A 20,591-nucleotide genomic window follows, 5' to 3' on the forward strand; every position below is an offset into this window, starting at 1 on the left:
CGAATCACCGCTATTCGGCCGCGGCGGCCGGCTTCTTCTCCGCGAGTTTGTGCCCGCTGTCGCCATCCGGCTCGAAGGCGACGTGGCGGTCATGCAGTCCGGTCAACGTCGAACGATGGCCGATCGAGACGATCGTGGTCCCCTTCAACCGCTCCTGCAACAACCCGTAGAGCTTGGCTTCGGAAGGCTCGTCGAGCGAGGCCGTCGCCTCGTCGAGGAAAAGATAGTCCGGTGCTTGCAGCAGCGCGCGCGCGACGCCGAGCCGTTGCTGTTCGCCGAGCGAGAGGGTGCGGTTCCAGTGCGCCTCTTCGTGCAGCCTCATGCTCAGCGCGGGCAAGCCAACCGCGCGCAGGACCTCGGTCAAAGCGGCATCGTCGAAAGCGTCCGAGGCCGGATAAGACAGCGCATTGGCCAGCGTCGTTTCCGGGAAGTACGGACGCTGCGGCAGGACCATGATGCGCGCCCCGTCCGGGATCACGACGCGCCCCGACCCGAATGGCCAAAGGCCGGCGATCGCCCGGAACAGCGTCGATTTTCCAGCCCCCGAGGGGCCGCTCACCAGCACATGCTCGCGCGGATGAAATTCTCGTGCCGTGGGTGTCAGCAATGGCTTGTTGTCGGGGCGATGCACCGAGAGGTTTTCTATCCGGACGGATCGCGCGCCCGGATCGGACGAGACTGCAATGCTGGACGTGGCCGCCATCGCCTCCGCCTGATCGAGTGAGCGATTGAAACCGCTCAGCCGGTCGACCACCGCAGCCCATTCGGCAATGCTTCGATAGAATGTGACGAAGAACGACAGCGATTCCTGCACGCTGTTGAAGGCGCTTGCGGTCTGGGTGAGCGTGCCGAGCGGGACTGCGCCAGAGAAATAGGCCGGGCTCACGACGACATAAGGCAGGATGATCGCCACCTGCGCATGGCCCTGCTGGACGAAGATCACCTTCTTCTGCCGCGACATCAGGTCCATGAAGTTCCTGATGACCTTGGAGAAGCGATCGCCGAGCCGGCTTTTTTCGGCCTCTTCGCCGCGCATCAATGCAATCTGTTCCGCATTCTCGCGAACGCGGATCAGGTTGAAGCGGAAGTCGGCCTCGAAGCGTTGCTGACGAAAGTTGATCGCGGCGAGAGGCCAGCCGATCCAGTGCGCGAGCAGCGTGCCGATCACGGAATAGACCAGTGCGATCCAGACCAGATAGCCGGGAATCGCAATTGGCGAACCGAACAGTGTCAGCGGCGCCGATTCGGAAAGGCCCCACAGAATCGCAAAGAAGGACAGAAGCGTGACGATTGCGCCGAGCAGCCGCACGACGATGGTAAGGGACTTCTCGATGAACTGGTTGATGTCGTCGGCGATCCGTTGGTCCGGGTTGTCTGCTGCATCGCCAAAAAGCTGCATCCGGTAGTGCGTGGAACTGTTCAGCCAACGATCCAGATAAACGCGCGTCATCCAGGTCCGCCAGCGAATCTGGAGCCACTGGTTCAGATAGAGCTGATAGACCGCGAGCACGATGAAAATGCCCGCCAGCACGCAGAAGATGCTGAGCTCACGAACGAACTGGTCCCAGTTCCGCTCCTGCAGGGCATTGAAAAAGCGCGCGTTCCATTGATTGATCAGTACGTTGACCGCGACAATCGACAATTCGATACCGATAACGGCGCCCAGCAATATCAGCCCCGCTCGCCGGTCTTCCGACCTGAAATAAGGCAGTGAGAGTCGGAAGACTTCGCGGAATACCCGGACCAGATCCTTCACGCTGCACCTTTCAGAACCGTCCACCGCGGGGCGAGACCGGGATGTCGTCTTTTGCGGACACAAAATTGCAGCGGTAGCGCAGACTTAAACGAGGGCATCCGCTTCCCGGCAAAATTACGCAGGAGTAACAATTGGTAGACTTGTGCAAACCGTACAACCCGTCCAAACTATGACGAGACCCGCTGGAATATCATATTCGCTCCAGCGGTTAGTCACGAAAACGGCATCCAAGCCGGGACAAAAACGGTCGTTTAGGGAGGATCTCGATGACCAAGAAGGCAGAGAAGACGTCGCGCCGCAAATTCCTGCTTGCGGCCGGCGCCGCGGGCGCGGCTGCGGCCGTCGCCGCACCGAAGGTTGCGAAGGCGCAGGGCCCGATCAGCATGCGCTGGCAGAGCACGTGGCCTTCAAAGGACATCTTCCACGAATTCGCACTCGATTACGCCAAGAAGGTCAACGATATGACCGGTGGCGATCTGAAGATCGAGGTTCTGCCTGCCGGCGCTGTTGTGCCGGCCTTCCAGTTGCTCGACGCCGTGTCCAAGGGCGTCCTCGACGGCGGCCACGGCGTGCTCGTCTATCACTATGGCAAGCAGACCGCGCTGGCGCTGTGGGGTTCGGGTCCCGGTTTCGGCATGGATGCCGAAATGTTGCTCGCCTGGCATAAATACGGCGGCGGCAAGGAACTCCTCGAGAAGCTCTACGCATCGGTTGGCGGCAATGTCGTGTCGTTCCCCTACGGCCCGATGCCGACCCAGCCGCTCGGCTGGTTCAAGAAGCCGATCGCCCGTCCCGAGGACATCAAGGGTCTCAAATTCCGTACCGTCGGTATCTCGATTGACGTGTTCACCGGAATGGGCGCCGCGGTCAACGCGCTGCCCGGTGGTGAAATCGTGGCGGCCATGGATCGCGGCCTGATCGACGCTGCAGAGTTCAACAACGCGTCGTCCGATCGCGCGCTCGGCTTTGCCGACGTCTCGAAGACCTGCATGCTGCAGAGCTTCCATCAGAATGCCGAGCAGTTCGAGATCATGTTCAACAAGGACAAGTACAACGCGCTGCCGGACAAGATGAAAGCCATCATCGCCAATGCGGTGGAGGCGGCCAGTCAGGACATGTCGCTGAAGGCGATCGATCGCTACTCGCAGGATTATCAGACGCTGCAGACCAAGGATAACGTCCGCTTCTACAAGACGCCGGATTCGGTCCTGAAGGCCCAGCTCGAAATCTACGACGAGGTGGCCAAGAAGAAGGCCGCGGAAAATCCGCTGTTCAAGGAGATTCTGCAGTCCCAGCTCAAGTTCGCTGAGCGAGCGGTCAAGTGGGAGCAGGACACGGTCGTGAATCGCCGGATGGCTTACGATCACTATTTCGGCGCCAATGGTGCGGCGAAAAAAATCTAATGTAGCCTAAAGCTGCGCGAGGCACCATTCGGAGATTTGCCGTGTGGTGCCTCGCGTCTTTCTCATGTCAGCTTCTTCCAACATTCGCTAACGGCCTGATCGCATGAGCGTCCAAAGCTTCTTGCACACGGTCGACGCAATCAGCACATGGGTGGGAAAGGCCGCGGCCTGGCTCATCATCTTGCTGATGACCACGGTCTGCGTCGAAGTGTTCAAGCGATATCTCCTGAACATGCCGACGTCGTGGATCTTTGACGCCAGCAACATGATGTATGGTGCGCTGTTCATGCTGGCCGGCGCCTATACCCTGGCGCAGAACGCTCATGTTCGCGGCGACTTCCTTTACTCGTCGATGAAGCCACGAACCCAGGCGACGCTCGACCTGATCCTCTACTTCGTGTTCTTCTTTCCCGGCATTGCCGCGCTTTGTTACGCAGGGCTGGATTTCGCGGCGATTTCCTGGCGGATCAACGAACATTCGAATGTCACGGCGGATGGCCCGCCCGTCTACCATTTCAAGACGGTCATCCCGATCGCCGGCGCCCTGATCATGCTGCAGGGCGTCGCCGAAGTCGTGCGGTGCATCGTCTGTATAAAGACCGGTGAATGGCCGAGCCGGCTGAAGGACGTCGCGGAGACAGACGTCATCGAGGAGCAACTCGCACACAGCGACTATGTCGACGAGGAATCGCGCAAGATCGCGATCGAGAAGGCCAAGAATATCGACGAGGCCGCGCGTCAGCGCGGCATGGGCGGGGACCTGCAGACATGAGTGATCCGGCCCTCGGCCTCTTGATGCTGGCGCTCATTGTCGTCGTCATCATGATGGGCTTCGCCACGGCCTTCACGTTGATGGGCCTTGGCATGTTCTTTGGCTTCATCGCGTTCTACGTGCCGGGTCAGGCCTGGACGGATAACCGCGTTTTCGAGTTGATGGTTCAGCGCACCTACGGTGCGATGACCAATGACGTTCTGATCTCGATCCCGCTTTTCGTGCTGATGGGATACGTGATGGAGCGCGGTGCGCTGGTCGACAAGATGTTCTATTCGATCCAGCTTGCGTTCCGGCGGGTTCCGGCGTCGCTTGCGGTCGCGACCCTCATCGTCTGTACCTTCTGGGGCATCGCGTCCGGCCTCGTCGGCGCCGTCGTGGTGCTGATGGGCGTGATCGCGTTCAATCCGATGTTGAAGGCCGGATACGACGTAAAGCTGGCGTCGGGCGTCATCACGGCCGGCGGAACGCTCGGCATTCTGATTCCGCCATCGGTGATGATCATCGTCTATGCGGCGGTCGCCGGCCAGTCGGTGGTGAAGCTCTATGCTGCGGCAATGTTTCCGGGGTTTTTCCTGTCCTTGCTGTATCTCGTCTACATCCTCGGATGGGCGCTGCTCCGGCCTGAGATCGCACCGAAATTGCCGGAGGAGCAGACCAAGGTCCCGATTCCGGACTGGTTGACAAGGCTGCAGGACGCTTATTCCCGCAACACGTTTGTTGCTCTCCTCAAGTCGCTTGCGTCTCCGGAAAAGGCATCCGCGATCCAGATCGACGGTCGTCCGCTCGGCCGCTGGGAGCTGTTCAAGAATCTTCTCTACGCGCTCGTGCCTGGAAGTCTGGTCGCGCTGACGGTCTGGCTTGTCTGGTGGTACGTCGTGATCCATCAGCAGAGTGGCCCCGAGGAGGCGCTGCCGGAAGGCCTTCAGCCGCTCGGATCGCCGACGTCCGCTCCGGTCACCCCCGCCTCGGCGGGGCCGGACATGTCGTTCTATATCTGGTTCGGTGTGATTGCCGCCCTGGCCGCGATCATCATGATCCGGTACTACGCGCGTATGACGGCAGAACGGCTTGTTGTGATCAAGCTGCTGACCGTATCGGTCATGCCGCTCGGCATTCTGACGGTCGTCGTGCTCGCTGTCATTCTGTTCGGCATCACCACTGCGACTGAATCCGCTGCGGTCGGTGCCGCTGGTGCCTTCCTGCTGGCGTTCCAGGCCCGGACACTGGACTGGAAGAAAACCAAGGAGGCGGTGTTCCTCACGGCCAAGACGACGGCAATGGTCTGCTGGCTGTTCGTCGGCTCAGCCCTGTTCTCGGCGGTGTTCGCGATCCTGGGCGGTCAGGCCCTGCTGGAGAGCTGGGTGCTGGGGTTGGACATGTCGCCGACCCAGTTCATGATCCTGTCGATGGCCATCATCTTCGTGCTCGGCTGGCCGCTGGAATGGACGGAGATCATCGTCATCTTCGTTCCGATCTTCCTGCCGATGCTGAAGCACTTCAACATCGACCCGGTCCTGTGGGGCGTTCTGGTCTTCGTGAACCTGCAGGCCGCCTTCCTGTCGCCGCCGGTGGCGATGTCCGCCTTCTATCTGAAGGGCGTTGCTCCGAAGCATGTGACGCTTAACCAGATATTCGGCGGCATGATGCCTTACATGCTGATCGTGATCATTTGCATGGTCATTATGTATCTGTGGCCGGGTATGACATTATGGCTGCCGAACTATCTGTACGGGCCGCGCTAGTCGCGTCCCGCTACGGACAGGAAGTTTTGGATAGGATCGAGCCGTCGTGTCGAGTGTCAATCTTCTAACGCTGCCGGCCACCGAGGTGGCGTCGCAGATCGCCCGCGGAGCTGTTTCGGCAGAGGACTATGTCCGTGCCTGTCTTTCCCGCATCGAGGAGGTGGAGCCGGAGGTCGGGGCGTTCGCCCATATATCGCCGGACTACGCGATCGATCAGGCGCGCAATCTCGATCGTCATCGGCTGGAGGGCAAGCCGCTCGGCCCGCTTCACGGCATCCCGGTCGCGATCAAGGACATCATCGACACTGAGGACTTTCCGACAGAGTTCGGCTCGCCGCTGTTTGCCGGCCGCCGGGCGGACAGGGACGCGGCCATCATCACCAGGCTGCGGGCGGCCGGCGCGGTCATCATCGGGAAAACGGTCACGACCGAATTCGCCTATTTCTATCCCGGCAAGACCCGCAATCCGCACGATGTCGAGCGCACGCCTGGCGGCTCGTCCTCCGGCACGGCGGCGGCGGTGGCGGCGGGAATGGTGCCGCTTGCCATCGGAACGCAAACCAACGGGTCGATCATCCGGCCCGCGTCCTATTGCGGCGTTTACGCCGCCAAGCCCTCGAAGGGCCTCGTCCCGCGCACCGGCATCCTGCCGCTGTCGGAGACGCTCGATGTCGCAGGTCCCTTCGCGCGATCGCTGCCGGATCTCGCGCTGCTGCTCCAGGCCATCTCCGGTTACGACGAGGACGATCCCGAGACCCGGCCGGGCATGGTGCCGGACTTCCCTGCCATCACCGTCGAGAATTTTCCGGTCGAGCCGCGCTTTGCCTTCGTGCGTACGCCGGTCTGGGACAAGGCGGAGCCTGAAGCGCAGCGCGCGTTCGAGAAGCTCGCCGAGTCCCTTGGTGAAAACTGTGTCCGAATCGACCTGCCCGAGATCTACGCGGACGCCTGGGACATCCACCGCACCATCATGTACGCCGAGATGGCGTATAACCTCGGCGGCTTCGTCGATCGGGGGGGCGAAGCGGTGAGCGAGGTCTTGCGCAACCTCATCGCAGAGGGGCGGACCATCACGGCGGTCGCCTATCAGAAGGCGCGGGAGGAAGCGCGCGAACTGGCGCGCTCGCTGGTCGGCTATTTCGACCACTGCAACGCCATCATCACCCCGGCGGCGCCGGGTGTCGCGCCGAAGGGGCATAGCACAACCGGCAGCCCGATCTTCTCTACGCTCTGGACGCTGTCGGGCCTGCCGACGCTGTCGCTGCCGCTGCTCACCGGCGAGGATGAGATGCCGCTCGGCGTGCAACTGGTCGGAGGGCCGCGCGACGATGCGCGGCTGCTGCGCAATGCCAACTGGCTGGTCAACAAGCTCAACCCGCCGAAGACCCGGCGCAAGCGCGCCTGATCAGGCGCCCTTCGGCGGCGTACCGAGCTTTTCCGTGAAGAAAGCAATCGTGCGCTGCCAGGCGAGATCCGCAGCAGCCTTGTTGTAGCGCGCTGCGCCGGTGTCGTTGTTGAAGGCGTGCTGCGTGCCCGGATATTGGTAGATCACGTAGCTCTTGTTGTTGGCCTTCAGTGCGGCTTCATAATCCGCGATGCCGGCATTCACACCGGCATCGTTCTCGGCATAGTGCAGCAGCAATGACGCCTTGATATTCGGCACCTGCGCTGCCGGGACCTGCCGCCCGTAATAGGCAACGGCGGCGTCGAGTTCGGGACTCGCGGCCGCGAGCCGGTTGACCATCATCCCCCCGAAGCAGAAGCCGACCGCGCCGACCTTGCCGGTCGATTCCGGATATTTCTTGAGGAAGTTCACGGCCGCGACAAGCGCGACCAGAGCGTCATCCTGATTCATCTTCGGATGCAGTTCGCGCGCCTCGTCTTCGTTCGCCGGCGTGCCGCCGACCAGCGAGAGCAAGTCGATCGCGTAGGCGAGGAAGCCGCTCAGCGCGAGGCGGCGCGCAATGTCTTCCAGATGCGGATTGAGGCCACGGTTTTCATGGATGACCAGCACGGCCGGCCGTTTCGCATTGCCCTTCAGGCGGGTGAGATAGCCGTTGATCTTTCCCTTCGGGGACTCGAACGACACTCGCTCCGAGACGAGCCGCGGCTCATTGGCCGGCACGATTGCCGCCTTGGCATAGTCGTTCTGCAGGAGCGGCAGCAGCGCCGTGGCCGCAGCGCTCGAACCGGCAAGCTGCGTCAGCCGTTCGAGAAAGGTGCGGCGGCTCATGCCACCATGGGTGAAGCGATCGTAGAGGTTGATGATGCGCTGATCCATTTCCTTTTCTCCCGGCGTCTATCAGGCAAACCGCTCCGGCGGAGCTTTATGCATTCCGATCTCGAATTTTTCCCAACAAAGCCCAAAAAATAATCAGTTTTCAGCCTGTCGAATAAATGCAGGCATAACCGCGCTGTAAATGCTGGCCTGCAATTTGCTTGATGATGGCACTTCGAAACGTTCAGCGGGGAGGGTGTCATGCGGCGTCGGGATTTCACCAAACTGGCATTGACGGGTGCGGCGGCGACGGTGGCCGCGCCTTCGGTGGTGCGCGCGCAAACCACTTTCAACTGGAAAATGACGAGCTTCTACGGCCCGAATGCCGCGTTCTATTCCACGGGACCGGGCAGCGCCAAAGATCTCTGCAGGCGCATCGAGGAGATGTCGAACGGCCGGATCAAGATCCAGTTCTTCGGCGCCGGCGAGTTGATCCCGGCCGCCGAGGGTTTTGACGCCGTCTCGTCCGGCACTGTCGAGATGAACTACGCCAATTCCTATTTCTGGACCGGCAAGAGCTTCGCCGCGCAATATTTCACTGCCGTGCCGTTCGGCCTCAACTTCCAGGGCTTCAATGGCTGGATGTATGACGGCGGTGGCCTCCAGCTCTGGCGCGAGGTCTACGATCGCTTCAATCTCGTGCCTTTCGTCTGCGGCAATACCGGCGTGCAGATGACCGGGTGGTTCCGCAAGCCGATCGAAAAACCCGAGGACCTGCAGGGCATCAAGATGCGCATCCCCGGCCTTGCCGGTCGCGTCTACAAGGAACTCGGCGTCGACTCCCGTCTCATTGCTCCCGGCGAAATCTTCCCCTCGCTCGAGCGCGGCGTGATCGATGCCGCCGAATTCGTCGGTCCGTATCTCGACCGCCAGCTCGGCCTGCAGAAGGTGGCGAAATATTACTACACGACCGGTTGGCACGAGATGGCGACCGCAAGCGAACTGACCATCAACAAGGCAAAGTGGAATTCGCTGCCGCCGGACCTGAAGGCCATCGTCGAGAATGCCTGCGCCGCATGCAACACGATCAGCGAAGCCTGGTGTCAGAAGAACAACGCCGAAGCGATGGAAGACCTGGTGAAGAACCAGGGCGTGATCGCGGGGCCCTTGCCAGACTCCGTGGTGAAGGCGCTGCGTGCCGCCAACGACAAGATCCTGGCGGAAGCGGTTGCGAAAGATCCGGTCACCAAGAAAGTCCACGACTCCTACATGGCCTACAAGGCCAAGTACGACTCCTGGGCCGACCTGAGCGAAACCGTCTACCACACGAAGATCCGGAAGGCCTGATTGTTCACCGCCGAAAAGTTGGCCAGCGGGATCGATGCGTTCACCGATCTCGTTGGCCGCGCCACGTCGTGGCTTGCGCTCGGCATTGCGCTTGTCATGGGCGCCAATGTCCTGCTCCGTTATGCCTTCTCCTACGGCTTCATCTGGGCGCAGGAGCTGGAATGGCACATCTTCGTGCCAATCTGCCTGTTCGGCATGTCGTACGCGCTTCTGCACAAGGAGCATGTGCGGGTCGACGTGGTGTTTCAGTATTTCTCCGAACGCAACAAGCACCTGGTCGATGCGATATCCGCCGTCATCTCGATGACATTCTGCGTGATCGTGATCCTGCTCTCGATCCCTTATGTCTACCAATCCTGGTCGATCGGGGAGGGCACAGCCAATCCCGGCGGGATTGAATATCGATACATCGTCAAAGCGCTGATCCCGATCGGCTTTGCGATCATGTTCCTGCAGTCGCTCTCCGAAGCGATCAAAAGTGCGCTTGCGATGCGGAGACACTGATGCCCTTGCAGGAAATGCTCGCTATCCTGATGCTGGTGTCGTTCTTCGTGTTTTTGATGGCCGGCATCCCGGTCGGATTGACGCTGGCACTATCGGGTCTCGTCTTCGGTTATCTCGGGTTCGGAACCCTGCTGTTCAATCTGTTGCCGGGCCGCATCTTCGGCGTGGTGACGAACTCCACGCTGCTGGCGATTCCACTCTTCGTCTTCATGGGCATGATGCTGGAGAAATCCAAGCTTGCCGAAGACCTGATGGACGTCATCGGCCACCTGTCCGGGTCGCTGCGCGGCGGACTTGGCATCGGCATTGTGCTGGTCGGCGTCCTGCTGGGTGCAACGACCGGCATCGTCGGTGCGACGGTTGTCACCCTCGGCCTTCTCACGCTGCCGGGGATGCTGCGGCGCGGCTACGACAAGGGGCTGGCCTGCGGTGTGATCTGCGCGTCGGGCACGCTCGGGCAGATCATTCCGCCGAGCCTGATCCTGATCCTGCTGGCGGATATCCTGAACCAGTCGGTCGGCACGCTGTTCGCTGCGGCTGTCCTTCCGGGGCTGATGCTGTCGGCGATCTATGTGCTCTACATCCTCATTATGGGCGTCGTGCGTCCCGACAGTGTTCCCGCCTTCTCGAAGGAGGAACGCGACCAGATCTCCAGGGCAGAGCTGATCCGCAAGTCGTTCAAGGTGGTGGCGCCTCCCATCGCACTGGTTGGCGCCGTTCTTGGCTCCATCATCGCGGGTATCGCCGCGCCGTCGGAAGCCGCGTCGATGGGCGCGCTCGGTTCGCTGGTCGTCGCTGCGATCGGTGGGCGCCTGTCCTGGAAGGTCGTTCGGGAAACGGCGCAGGCGACCACCAAGATCACCGCGATGATGATGTTCATCCTCATCTGCGCTCAGGCCTTTGCGCTCGCCTTCCGTGGGCTGCAGGGCGAAAAGATCGTTCACGATCTCTTCGCGTTCCTGCCCGGCGGTGTCGGCTACGACATCTGGTTCCTGATGCTGATCATCTTCATCCTCGGATTCTTCATCGAGTGGATCGAGATTTCCTACATCGCGGTGCCGCTGTTCCTGCCGGTCTTCGTGCAAGCGAATGTCGATCTGGTGTGGCTCGCCACCCTGATCTGCGTGAATCTGCAGACCTCGTTCCTGACGCCTCCTTTCGGCTGGGCCCTGTTCTTTCTGCGCGGGGTGGCGCCGCCCGAAGTGACCACCGCCGACATCTATCGCGGCGTGGTTCCGTTCATCATCATGCAGCTGATCGCTCTGGTCCTGGTCTTTTGCTACCCGGGCCTTGCGACATGGCTACCTAAAGCGATCGGGTGGTGAAGCGGCGGGTGATGCCGTAATCTCCGCCCGGCCTCGCCAGGACGGGGCTTGGGCGGAGCAGGAAGGACGTGCCTGACATCACACGTCGCGATTTCCTGGACGGCTGCGCGCTGACGGTGGCCGCAGGGCTGACGCCGCTGGCGCAGCTTGCGAAGGCGCAGCCTGTGCAGGAGCCGCCGGCTCGCAGCGGCCTGCGCGGTCATCATCCCGGCTCGTTCGAGGTGGCGCATGCCATGCGCGACGGCGAGGTGCCGGACTTTTCCGGCCGGCCGATCGATGAGGACTATGACCTCGTCGTGGTCGGGGCGGGCATCAGCGGGCTCTCGGCGGCGTATTTCTACCGTAAGCGGCGGCCGGACGCGCGCATCCTCATTCTCGACAATCACGACGATTTCGGCGGTCACGCCAAGCGCAATGAATTCACCGTCGATGGTCAGCTGATCCTCGGATATGGCGGCAGCGAGTCCCTGCAATCGCCGAAGGCACTGTGGAGTCCCGTTGCCAAGGGGCTCATCAAGGAGCTCGGCGTCGATATCGGACGCTTCGACACGGCCTTCGAACGCAATCTCTATCCGTCCATGGGGCTGTCACGCGGCGTATTCTTTCCGCGCGAGTCGTTCGAACGCGACGCGCTGGTCACCGGCGATCCGATGCATTCGGCGGCCGACGATCTTGGTCCGGGTCTTCTGAACGCAAAGCCGGTCGCGGATTTCGTTGCGGGCTTTCCGGTCGGCGCCACGGAGAAAGCGCAGATCCTCTCGCTCTATGATGCGAAGCGTGATCCGCTCGCCGGCAAGAGCGTAAGCGCGAAGGAAGACTTCCTCGGGGAGACCAGCTACCGCGACTACCTGACGAAGGCCTGCGGCCTGAGCGAACGGGCCGCCAACTGCTTCCACGGCCGTTCGCTCGACTTTTTCGCGCTGGCAAGCGACATGATCTCGGCGGCAGATGCACGCGAGATGGGCTTGCCCGGCTTCGACGGGCTGGGTCTTCCCGCGGATGCGAGCCCCGAACGGGATGAGCCCTATATCCATCACTTCCCGGACGGCAATGCATCGCTCGCGCGACTACTTGTGCGCGCGCTGATACCGGGCATCGCGCCCGGTAACAGCATGGATGACATTGTGCTCGCGTCTTTCCGCTACGACCTGCTGGATCAGCGCGAGAATGCCGTTCGCATCCGCCTGCAGTCCACCTGCGTCAATGTGAGGGACGGGAAGGGCGGCGTCGAGATCGCGTATGTCCGCAATGGCGGGGTTCACCGCGTGCGCGGGGCCCGCGCCATCCTTGCGGGCTTCAATTCGGCGATCCCCTACATGATGCCCGGTCTGCCGGAAGAGCAGCGCAATGCGCTGCTGCGCAACGTCAAGGCGCCGCTGGTCTATACGAAAGTTGTCGTGCGCAACTGGGAGCCATGGGCAAGGCTCGGCGTGCACGAAATTTCGGGTGCGATGTCATTCCATTGCCGCGTGAAGCTCGACTATCCGGTCAGTTTGGGCGGCTACAAGCATTCGCGCCGCCCCTCGGAGCCGATCGGTCTGCATCTCGTGCATGTGCCGAACGAGAGCAATCCGGGCATGGAGGCGCGCGACATGTTCCGGATCGGGCGCATGAAGTTGCTTGAGATGAGCTTCGACGATTTCGAGGTGCGGGTGCGTGACGAACTCGATCGCATGCTCGGCGCCGGCGGATTTTCCAGCGCGCGCGATATCGCTGCGATCACAGTCAATCGCTGGGCGCACGGCTATGCGTATGGCGAGAACACGCTGTTCGACCCCCCGGGCAGTGCTGATGAGACCAGGAAAGCTGCGCGGCGGCCCCACGGCCGGGTCGCGATCGCCAATTCGGATGCCGGCTGGAGTGCCTATGCCCACAGCGCGATCGGCCAGGCGAAGCGCGCGGTGGACGAGGTGTTGTGAGACTGGCGCTGCTGTACTCCCTCCCCCTTAAGGGGAGGTGAGTGCACCCGCCTGTTACTTCTGCTTATAGGCCGACACCAGTGCATTCACATTGGCGTCGAACAGCGAGATGTAATCGTCCGTATTCGGCAGCATGCCGACGCTGCCTGCGAGCTGGACAACCTTTGCGCCGGTGCGTTGCGCCAGCATGTTCGAATGCCGCTCCGGCTGGTTCGCCTCGGCGAGGATGATCCGGATATTCTTGTCCTTCATCAGCTTGGCCAGTTCGCCAATGCGGCCGAGCTTCGGCGGGGCGCCGTCGCGTTCGGTGATGAAGTCGACGATGTTGAGATTGAACCTCCGCGCGAAGTAATCCCAGTCGTCATGGAAGGCCAGCAATGGTTCTCCCTTCAGCGGCTCGAGCCGTGATGTCCATTCGCTGAGCTTCTGATTGAGGCGCGACAGGAACGCGGCGCGGTTCTGCTCATAATAGCGCTTGTTGTCGGGATCGACCTCGGAGAACGTCTTGACCATCGCCGCAGTGATCGCGTCCGCCGTCTTCGGATCGAGCCAGTAATGGAGTGTTGCGGCGCCGCGCTGCGAGCGGCGGTTGCGCGCCGCAAAGCCTGCGCTCACGAGCGTCGGGTCGGTGGCCGCGACAGCGGCGGATGCATCGATATGACCCTTCTCGCCGCGCTCGATTCCGGTCGCGCCGTTCTTCTGCGCGGCGCGCGAGAGCAGCTTGTCGAACCATCCGTCGATGCCGGGGCCGGCGCGAACCACGACACGCGCACCCTTCAGCACCGAGGTTTCCTGCAGCCGCGGCGCATAGCGTTCGGGGCGCTCGCCCGGCGGAACGAGGCTGGTGACGGTTACTCGCTCTGCGCCGACCGCCTTGGCCAGCACCTTCAGGTCGCCGGTCGTGGTGACGACCCGTAGCCTGTCCTGTTGCGCTGTGGCTGTGGATGCGAAGGCGGCGAGAGTCGCGAGAGCAAGGAGCAATCGTGTCATGTCGTTGTCCGTTTCGGTGCGGCACTATAAATTGCCGCCGCACGCTTATCCACGCCTTGCCGAAATTTCATCCCGCCGGCCGGACGGCCGCTCAGCCACAGATCGGAATCCGCATGCTTTTTGCGCCAGTTCGCGCCGTATTCGTCGCCTTGGGTGCCTCTGCCGTGATTGCAATTGCCGCGATCTGCGCTCCTGCCGCGGCGCAAAAGGCATTCCCGTACGGTGCCGAGCTACGGCTCGACGCAAATCCGATGAAGGGCTCGAAGCGGCTGCCTTGGCTGCAATTCTCCGAGAACGGCACGGTCGATATCGACCTGTGGTGCGCCAGCGGCCGGGGGCGCGCCGCGGTGGTTGACCGGACTATCACGATTACGCCGACTGCGCTGCGCGACAATCAGTGTTCGCAGGCGCAGCTCGATGCGGACAAGGAGTTCCTGACCAAGCTGATGCAGGTGACGGCGTGGCGCTGGGAGGGATTCCTGCTGGTGCTTGAAGGTCCGGAGCCCCTGCGCTGGCGTCCGGCGTCGAATTAGCCGCGGCGGGTAGAATTAGTCGCAACGGGTACGGAGCCTATTTCGACCAGGCTTCCTTGTCGGCGTCCCAGGTCTGTCCCTTCAGCTCCCGGGCGATAATCGCCTGCAGGTTATCGCTGCCGGTCGGCTCGGGCGTTTCCTCGCCACTCTGGTTCGTCGCGATCGTCAGGCGAGGCACCGCGCCGTCGTCCAGGATTTCGCCATCGCTCTGACCGATGCGGATGACGATCGTGTCCTTCGCGCCGGGCTTCTCACCGCTGATCATGAACGGGATCCCGATCACCTCGGTCAGGCCGAGCTCCGGTATGGTGATGTCCGGCCGCTTGACGGTGACGGTGAGCTCGCCGGTGACATCGTCCCATTCCACGGAGCCCCGCTGCGCCGAAAACACTTTCGCAGAGGCTGCGGCGATCGCATCGCCAAGCTTCTGTCGGTCGAGTTTGCCCGCGCTATCGCGGAACGCTCCTGCAGGAATACGGACGGCGCGGTTGAGGTCGAGACCGCCGCTGGTCCAGCCGGCCTTCGTGACGCCGGGCATCGCCTTGACCTTGCTGACCAGATCGACTGCCCGCTCCGGGTCGACATCGATCTGGACATCGACGGTGCCGCGCCTCAGAGACTCGCAACTCGGTGCAATGCTGTAGCCCTGAACCTTCACATTTTCGGTCCGCAACGCCTTCAGCAGATCGACCATCGCCGTGCGCGCAACGCGGATCGCAATCGTGCCGGGCGTGACCTCGCGGAAGTCGGCCGGATTGTCGGCGATCGATTCCTCGACGGAGGTCTGCTCGCGGAAATCCTTCTCGCTCATGTCGGCGAGGTCGTCCGACGATGCCTTGTGCACCTGATCGCCGAGCTTCACGGTGCCTTCGAACGAGTAGCTGTTGCCGGTGGCGGAGCGAGCGAGATCGACCGTGACAGGGCGCTTGCTTTCCTGCGTCTGCCCGGAGCCGACCAGCCGATTGCCCTGCGGCTTCAGCGCCACCACAAAACGGTCGCGCAGCGGCGAGCCTGGCGATGGCGCATGACAGACGTCGAGCTCTGCCGACACGACCTTGCCGCCCTGTCGCGTCTCTTTCAGGAACGCATCGGTTTCGATGTCGCCGAGGAGGCCATAAACGCCGTTGAAATAGCGGACGTTGGTTTGCGCCGATGCAGCGAACCCGCTGCACGCCAGAGCCAGTGCCGCAATCGACAACACGCGCATCGTCAGGTCTCCGCATCTGCAAATCGTTTGAATGCTAGCATGGCGACCAATGCAGCGCAGAAAAAAGGCGCGGCTCGCGCCGCGCCTTTTCGCAATCCATGAAACGGAAGCGGGCGGTCAGAAGCCCATTCCGCCAATCGAAGCCGGCCTGCCGGCTTCGATAATTTTTTGATTTGGGCGAATGGGCTAGAAGCCCATTCCGCCCATGCCGCCGCCACCGCCGGGCATGGCCGGTGCCGGTTCTTTCGGCAGTTCGGCGACCATCGCTTCGGTCGTGATCAGGAGGCCCGCAACCGACGCCGCATCCTGCAGCGCGGTACGCACCACCTTCGCCGGATCGACAATGCCCTTCTCGACGAGATCGACATAGTCTTCGTTCTGCGCGTCGAAGCCGAACGTCTCGGACTTGTTGTCCATGATCTTGCCGACCACGATCGAGCCTTCCACGCCGGCATTCTCGGAGATCTGGCGGATCGGGGCTTCCAGCGCCTTCAGCACGATGTTGATGCCGGCCTGGATATCGGCGTTATCGTTGTTCAGACGGCCGATCGCCTTCTTCGCGCGAAGGAGCGCGGTTCCGCCGCCCGGCACGATGCCTTCCTCGACCGCAGCGCGGGTGGCGTTCAGCGCATCCTCGACGCGATCCTTCTTTTCCTTCACCTCGATCTCGGTCGCACCGCCGACACGGATGATCGCAACGCCGCCGGCGAGCTTCGCCAGCCGCTCCTGCAGCTTCTCCTTGTCGTAGTCCGAGGTGGTTTCCTCGATCTGAGCCTTGATCTGGGCAACGCGCGCCTCGATGTCGGCCTTCTTGCCGGCGCCTTTGACGATCGTGGTCTTTTCCTTCTCCATGATCACCTTCTTGGCGCGACCGAGCATGTTGAGGGTCACGTTTTCCAGCTTCATGCCGAGATCGTCGGAGATCAGCTGGCCGCCGGTGAGGATCGCGATGTCCTCGAGCATGGCCTTGCGGCGGTCGCCGAAGCCCGGCGCCTTCACGGCAGCGACCTTCAGGCCGCCGCGCAGACGGTTCACGACGAGCGTGGCAAGCGCTTCACCCTCGACGTCTTCCGCGATGATGACGAGGGGACGGCCCGACTGCACAACCGATTCCAGCAGCGGCAGCATGGCCTGCAGGCCCGACAGCTTCTTCTCGTGGAGCAGGATGTAGGCGTCATCGAGTTCCGCGATCATCTTGTCGGCGTTGGTGACGAAGTACGGCGACAGGTAGCCGCGGTCGAACTGCATGCCCTCAACGATCTCGACCTCGGTATCGAGGGACTTCGCCTCTTCGACCGTGATCACGCCTTCATTGCCGACCTTCTGCATCGCCTGCGCGATCATCTTGCCGATGGTCTGATCGCCGTTGGCCGAAATGGTGCCGACCTGAGCAACTTCGGCGGACGAAGCCACCGGCTTCGCGCGTTTCTCGATGTCCTTGATCACCGCCGCGACCGCGAGGTCGACGCCGCGCTTCAGATCCATCGGGTTCATGCCGGCGGCAACCGACTTCGCACCTTCGCGCACGATTGCCTGGGCGAGAACGGTCGCGGTGGTGGTGCCGTCGCCGGCGCGATCATTGGTCTTCGAGGCGACCTCGCGCACCATCTGCGCGCCCATATTCTCGAACTTGTCCTCGAGCTCGATGTCCTTGGCGACCGTCACACCGTCCTTGGTGATGCGCGGAGCGCCGAACGACTTGTCGAGCACGACGTTGCGGCCCTTGGGGCCAAGCGTCACTTTCACAGCGTTGGCGAGGATATCGACGCCGCGCAGCATGCGCTCGCGCGCGTCGCCTGCGAATTTCACGTCCTTGGCAGCCATGTGGAATTGCTCCGTTGTCTCTGAGTCTCACCCTGAGGGGCCCGGTCCGCCGGCGTCTCGAAGGGGAGGTTGATTAGGGTTTACTCTCGCCCTTCGAGGCGGCCGCTTCGCGGCCTCCTCAGCGCGAGGGAAGAAAATCAGCCGACAACGCCCATGATGTCGGACTCCTTCATGATCAGGAGTTCTTCGCCATCGAGCTTCACTTCGGTGCCGGACCACTTGCCGAACAGCACGCGGTCGCCGGCCTTCACGTCGATCGGGATCAGCTTGCCGCTCTCGTCGCGGCCACCCGGGCCGACGGCGACGACTTCGCCTTCCTGCGGCTTCTCCTTGGCGGTGTCCGGAATGATGATGCCGCCTTTGGTCTTTTCGTCGGCTTGGATACGGCGCACGACCACGCGGTCATGCAGGGGGCGGAACTTGCTCTTGGCCATGTTTTCCTCGCGGGGCGTTACGCTACTGCTGCAGGAGCTGGAAAATTTGCTGACTTTGCAGCGACTTGGCACTCGTACTAAAGGAGTGCCAACGGGGCAGGGTGATAGGTGGCGAAGGGCCTTTCTGTCAAGCTTTAAGCGCCTGAACGGCCTTGCCGATTGGCCACTCGTGACAAAATCCGTCCCGCCCGGTGAGATTAGGGCTGGATTTACAGAACGCCGCCATGTTCGATTCAAACCTGCTAAGGTCGCGTCAGGGGTTGCCAGATCCAAGGGCTTGCGCCAGAGCGATCTTGACAGCAAAGTGATTGGGGGCTGGGGGCTGGGCTCCCCGCAAAACCGAGGTCGAGCCATGGTATCCGTACGGCTTCGTCTGCCGATGAAAGCTATTTTTGGACTTTCCGCTGCGCTGGCCGTTGGCGCCTGCGCCGGGCAGGGAAACTCGCCGGAGACTTCGATGCCGTCGGTCGCCGAGGTGCCGCCGGCCATCAAGGCGCAGGAAATCGCAGGCCGCTGGGGCCTCGCCGCCTATCATAATCCACAGGATCTGAAGCGCACCGAAGCTGCCGCCCGCAATGGCTGCCGCCAGCCCTACAATATCGGCATGGGCCCGAGCGGTGGCGTGATCATGCACATGCCTGACAAGGCGCAGCCGGAAGAACTGCGGCTGAAGGGTGCGCCCGGCAACAAGACCTTTATCGGCCCGCCCGGCGAGCCGGCGGGCGGGATGCAGGACCGCGAGATCACCTCGTTCGATGGCCGCACGATGACCGTGCGTTTCCTCGATCCCGAGGTGTCCGGCCGCTATGGGACGCAGGTCTACGTGCGCTGTGCGCCGCGCGCCTGATCCTTGTGGACGGTCATATTAGCGTCATTCGCGATCATCGAATCGGGTAGCGTCCGGCGCGATCGGTCCGACGGGAGCCATTTGACATGATGCGCTGGTTCAATGCGCTCCTTCCGAAGGAAGAGCGCTTCTTCGATATGTTCGCTGCGCATTCGAAAACGCTGGTGGCGGGTGCCGAGGCGTTGCGGGCGCTGCTGGACGGCGGCGAAGCGGTGGAACGCAACTTTCAGCTGGTGATGGAGCGTGAGAATGACGCCGACGTCATCACCCGGGACATCCTGATCGCGGTTCGCCGTACCTTCATCACTCCGTTCGACCGCGGCGCAATCAAGGAACTGATCACGTCGATGGACAATTCCATCGACCAGATGCAGAAGACCGCCAAGGCCGTGATGATTTTCGAGTTGCGTGAGTTCACCCCGCAGATGCGCGAGATGGGTGACGTGATCAAGCGCTGCGCCGGCCTCGTGGAAGAGGCAATTCCGCGGCTGAAATCCATCAGCAACGAAGCCCATCGCCTCGGAGAAATCACCGAAGAGATATCCCGCCTCGAAGGGCAGGCCGACGAGTTGCACGACCAGGGGCTGCACGAGTTGTTCCGGCGGTATCGTAACGCCGATCCGATGGGCTACATCACCGGCAACGAGGTCTACGATCATCTCGAAAAGGTCGTGGACCGCTTCGATGACGTCGCCAACGTCATCCACGCGACCGTGATCGAGCACGTCTGAGGGGCTTGGTTTGGACGCCTCGATCGCCCTTCCGTTTCTAATCGCGCTGATCGTCGTCGCGCTGTTCTTCGACTTCATCAACGGAATGCACGACGCCGCGAATTCGATCGCGACCATCGTGTCGACGCGCGTGCTGCGGCCGCACTACGCTGTGATCTGGGCGGCTTTCTTCAATTTCATCGCCTTCCTGATCTTCGGCCTTCATGTCGCCAACACGGTCGGCACCGGAATTATCTCGCCCGAGATCGTCGATGCGAGCGTGATCTTCGCGGCGTTGATGGGCGCAATCGCCTGGAACCTGATCACCTGGTATTACGGAATCCCGTCCAGTTCCTCGCATGCCCTGATCGGCGGCCTGGTCGGCGCCGGCGTTGCGAAGGTCGGTATTTCGTCGATCGTGTGGGGCGGTCTGGCAAAGACCACGGCCGCAATCTTTCTGTCGCCCTTCACCGGGTTCGTCCTGGCGCTGGTTCTGTTCCTGATCGTGTCGTGGCTGTTCGCGCGCAGAACGCCGTACGGAGTCGACATTTTCTTCCGCTCCGGACAGTTCGTGTCGGCCTCGCTCTATTCGCTGGGACATGGCGGTAACGACGCGCAGAAGACCATGGGTATTATCGCGGTGCTGCTCTATTCGCAGGGGCATCTCGGCAGCGAGTTCTATGTACCGTTCTGGGTGGTGATCTCCTGCCAGCTCGGCATGGGTCTTGGCACACTGGCCGGGGGCTGGCGCATCGTGAAGACGATGGGTTCGCAGATCACGCGGCTGACGCCGGTTCAGGGCTTCTGCGCGGAGACCGGCGGCGCCATCACGCTGTTCATGGCGACGGGGCTCGGCATTCCGGTCTCGACCACCCACACGATCACGGGCGCCATTGTCGGCGTCGGCGCGGCCAAGAAGGTGTCCGGGGTGCGCTGGGGCGTGGCAAACGGCATCGTCATAGCCTGGATCATCACCATCCCCTGTTCCGCCGCGATCTCGGCGCTTTGCTACTACGCGACCCGCCTGTTCGCCTGACGGCTGGTTTGCAGGAGCGGC

Annotated in this window: 18 protein-coding genes; 12 read left to right on the forward strand and 6 right to left on the reverse strand. The window is 62.1% G+C overall.

What is annotated here, in order from left to right; genetic code table 11:
* Nucleotides 1-10: 10 nt before the first annotated feature.
* Nucleotides 11-1,756 (reverse strand): ABC transporter ATP-binding protein/permease, encoded by a 1,746-nt coding sequence (locus VNZ93_RS20245; protein WP_325709433.1) that lies wholly within the window; start codon nt 1,754-1,756, stop codon nt 11-13.
* A gap of 266 nt (nt 1,757-2,022) precedes the next feature.
* Between VNZ93_RS20245 and VNZ93_RS20250 the strand changes: the two genes are divergently transcribed.
* The 4 genes from VNZ93_RS20250 to VNZ93_RS20265 all read left to right on the forward strand — a co-directional run bounded on the left by VNZ93_RS20250 (nt 2,023) and on the right by VNZ93_RS20265 (nt 7,081).
* On the forward strand, nt 2,023-3,159 hold the full coding sequence (locus tag VNZ93_RS20250) for a twin-arginine translocation signal domain-containing protein (protein WP_325709436.1): 1,137 nt from the start codon (nt 2,023-2,025) through the stop codon (nt 3,157-3,159).
* A 103-nt stretch (nt 3,160-3,262) separates the two neighbouring features.
* Entirely contained in the window at nt 3,263-3,931 is a 669-nt protein-coding gene (locus tag VNZ93_RS20255) for a TRAP transporter small permease subunit (protein ID WP_325709438.1), read from the forward strand.
* Complete coding sequence (locus VNZ93_RS20260; protein WP_325709441.1) at nt 3,928-5,676, forward strand: TRAP transporter large permease; 1,749 nt, start codon at nt 3,928-3,930, stop codon at nt 5,674-5,676. Before VNZ93_RS20255 ends, VNZ93_RS20260 begins: the two co-directional genes overlap by 4 nt.
* Before the next feature lie 46 nt (nt 5,677-5,722).
* Entirely contained in the window at nt 5,723-7,081 is a 1,359-nt protein-coding gene (locus VNZ93_RS20265) for an amidase (protein ID WP_325709445.1), read from the forward strand.
* On the opposite strand, the gene VNZ93_RS20270 is transcribed toward VNZ93_RS20265, so the two are convergent.
* Nucleotides 7,082-7,957 carry a dienelactone hydrolase family protein gene (locus VNZ93_RS20270; protein ID WP_325709448.1) on the reverse strand — a complete coding sequence of 292 codons (876 nt, stop codon included), beginning with the start codon at nt 7,955-7,957 and terminating at the stop codon, nt 7,082-7,084.
* A 198-nt stretch (nt 7,958-8,155) separates the two neighbouring features.
* Between VNZ93_RS20270 and VNZ93_RS20275 the strand changes: the two genes are divergently transcribed.
* From VNZ93_RS20275 to VNZ93_RS20290, 4 genes are all read left to right on the forward strand, one after another.
* Nucleotides 8,156-9,241, forward strand: coding sequence for a TRAP transporter substrate-binding protein (locus VNZ93_RS20275; RefSeq protein WP_325709451.1), 1,086 nt, complete (start codon nt 8,156-8,158; stop codon nt 9,239-9,241).
* A complete protein-coding gene (locus VNZ93_RS20280; protein WP_325709453.1) occupies nt 9,242-9,745 on the forward strand; it encodes a TRAP transporter small permease subunit in 504 nt (167 codons plus the stop codon). It begins immediately after the preceding gene.
* Nucleotides 9,745-11,070: a TRAP transporter large permease subunit gene (locus tag VNZ93_RS20285; protein WP_325709456.1), complete on the forward strand. Its 1,326-nt coding sequence runs from the start codon at nt 9,745-9,747 to the stop codon at nt 11,068-11,070. The genes VNZ93_RS20280 and VNZ93_RS20285 overlap by 1 nt, the downstream gene beginning before the upstream one ends.
* 68 nt (nt 11,071-11,138) lie before the next feature.
* Nucleotides 11,139-12,989: an FAD-dependent oxidoreductase gene (locus VNZ93_RS20290; protein WP_325709459.1), complete on the forward strand. Its 1,851-nt coding sequence runs from the start codon at nt 11,139-11,141 to the stop codon at nt 12,987-12,989.
* A 54-nt stretch (nt 12,990-13,043) separates the two neighbouring features.
* On the opposite strand, the gene VNZ93_RS20295 is transcribed toward VNZ93_RS20290, so the two are convergent.
* Nucleotides 13,044-13,979, reverse strand: a complete 936-nt coding sequence (locus VNZ93_RS20295) for a metal ABC transporter substrate-binding protein (protein WP_325709462.1) — start codon at nt 13,977-13,979, stop codon at nt 13,044-13,046.
* 113 nt (nt 13,980-14,092) lie between these two features.
* Between VNZ93_RS20295 and VNZ93_RS20300 the strand changes: the two genes are divergently transcribed.
* Nucleotides 14,093-14,512, forward strand: coding sequence for an META domain-containing protein (locus VNZ93_RS20300; protein ID WP_325709465.1), 420 nt, complete (start codon nt 14,093-14,095; stop codon nt 14,510-14,512).
* Between the two features lie 37 nt (nt 14,513-14,549).
* Here the strand turns inward: VNZ93_RS20300 and VNZ93_RS20305 are convergent, their stop codons facing one another.
* The 3 genes from VNZ93_RS20305 to groES form a co-directional block, all read right to left on the reverse strand.
* Nucleotides 14,550-15,719 carry a hypothetical protein gene (locus VNZ93_RS20305; protein WP_325709468.1) on the reverse strand — a complete coding sequence of 390 codons (1,170 nt, stop codon included), beginning with the start codon at nt 15,717-15,719 and terminating at the stop codon, nt 14,550-14,552.
* A gap of 186 nt (nt 15,720-15,905) precedes the next feature.
* On the reverse strand, nt 15,906-17,543 hold the full coding sequence (gene groL, locus VNZ93_RS20310; protein ID WP_325709471.1) for a chaperonin GroEL: 1,638 nt from the start codon (nt 17,541-17,543) through the stop codon (nt 15,906-15,908).
* A 137-nt stretch (nt 17,544-17,680) separates the two neighbouring features.
* Complete coding sequence (gene groES, locus VNZ93_RS20315) at nt 17,681-17,977, reverse strand: co-chaperone GroES (RefSeq protein WP_325709474.1); 297 nt, start codon at nt 17,975-17,977, stop codon at nt 17,681-17,683.
* Nucleotides 17,978-18,434: 457 nt separating this feature from the next.
* Between groES and VNZ93_RS20320 the strand changes: the two genes are divergently transcribed.
* The 3 genes from VNZ93_RS20320 to VNZ93_RS20330 all read left to right on the forward strand — a co-directional run bounded on the left by VNZ93_RS20320 (nt 18,435) and on the right by VNZ93_RS20330 (nt 20,570).
* Nucleotides 18,435-18,824, forward strand: a complete 390-nt coding sequence (locus tag VNZ93_RS20320; RefSeq protein ID WP_414710138.1) for a hypothetical protein — start codon at nt 18,435-18,437, stop codon at nt 18,822-18,824.
* Nucleotides 18,825-18,910: 86 nt separating this feature from the next.
* Nucleotides 18,911-19,555: a DUF47 domain-containing protein gene (locus tag VNZ93_RS20325; protein WP_325709480.1), complete on the forward strand. Its 645-nt coding sequence runs from the start codon at nt 18,911-18,913 to the stop codon at nt 19,553-19,555.
* Between the two features lie 10 nt (nt 19,556-19,565).
* Nucleotides 19,566-20,570, forward strand: coding sequence for an inorganic phosphate transporter (locus VNZ93_RS20330; protein WP_325709483.1), 1,005 nt, complete (start codon nt 19,566-19,568; stop codon nt 20,568-20,570).
* Nucleotides 20,571-20,591: the final 21 nt, after the last annotated feature.

The organism is Pseudorhodoplanes sp., assembly GCF_035565795.1.
Taxonomy (GTDB): domain Bacteria; phylum Pseudomonadota; class Alphaproteobacteria; order Rhizobiales; family Xanthobacteraceae; genus Pseudorhodoplanes.

Coding starts and splice junctions, on each gene's coding strand:
- groES (WP_325709474.1), bottom strand. CDS start 17,977: ATGGCCAAGAGCAAGTTCCGCCCCCTGCATGACCGCGTGGTCGTGCGC.
- VNZ93_RS20285 (WP_325709456.1), top strand. CDS start 9,745: ATGCCCTTGCAGGAAATGCTCGCTATCCTGATGCTGGTGTCGTTCTTC.
- groL (WP_325709471.1), bottom strand. CDS start 17,543: ATGGCTGCCAAGGACGTGAAATTCGCAGGCGACGCGCGCGAGCGCATG.
- VNZ93_RS20270 (WP_325709448.1), bottom strand. CDS start 7,957: ATGGATCAGCGCATCATCAACCTCTACGATCGCTTCACCCATGGTGGC.
- VNZ93_RS20275 (WP_325709451.1), top strand. CDS start 8,156: ATGCGGCGTCGGGATTTCACCAAACTGGCATTGACGGGTGCGGCGGCG.
- VNZ93_RS20320 (WP_414710138.1), top strand. CDS start 18,435: ATGCCGTCGGTCGCCGAGGTGCCGCCGGCCATCAAGGCGCAGGAAATC.
- VNZ93_RS20250 (WP_325709436.1), top strand. CDS start 2,023: ATGACCAAGAAGGCAGAGAAGACGTCGCGCCGCAAATTCCTGCTTGCG.
- VNZ93_RS20295 (WP_325709462.1), bottom strand. CDS start 13,979: ATGACACGATTGCTCCTTGCTCTCGCGACTCTCGCCGCCTTCGCATCC.
- VNZ93_RS20255 (WP_325709438.1), top strand. CDS start 3,263: ATGAGCGTCCAAAGCTTCTTGCACACGGTCGACGCAATCAGCACATGG.
- VNZ93_RS20305 (WP_325709468.1), bottom strand. CDS start 15,719: ATGCGCGTGTTGTCGATTGCGGCACTGGCTCTGGCGTGCAGCGGGTTC.
- VNZ93_RS20325 (WP_325709480.1), top strand. CDS start 18,911: ATGATGCGCTGGTTCAATGCGCTCCTTCCGAAGGAAGAGCGCTTCTTC.
- VNZ93_RS20260 (WP_325709441.1), top strand. CDS start 3,928: ATGAGTGATCCGGCCCTCGGCCTCTTGATGCTGGCGCTCATTGTCGTC.
- VNZ93_RS20300 (WP_325709465.1), top strand. CDS start 14,093: ATGCTTTTTGCGCCAGTTCGCGCCGTATTCGTCGCCTTGGGTGCCTCT.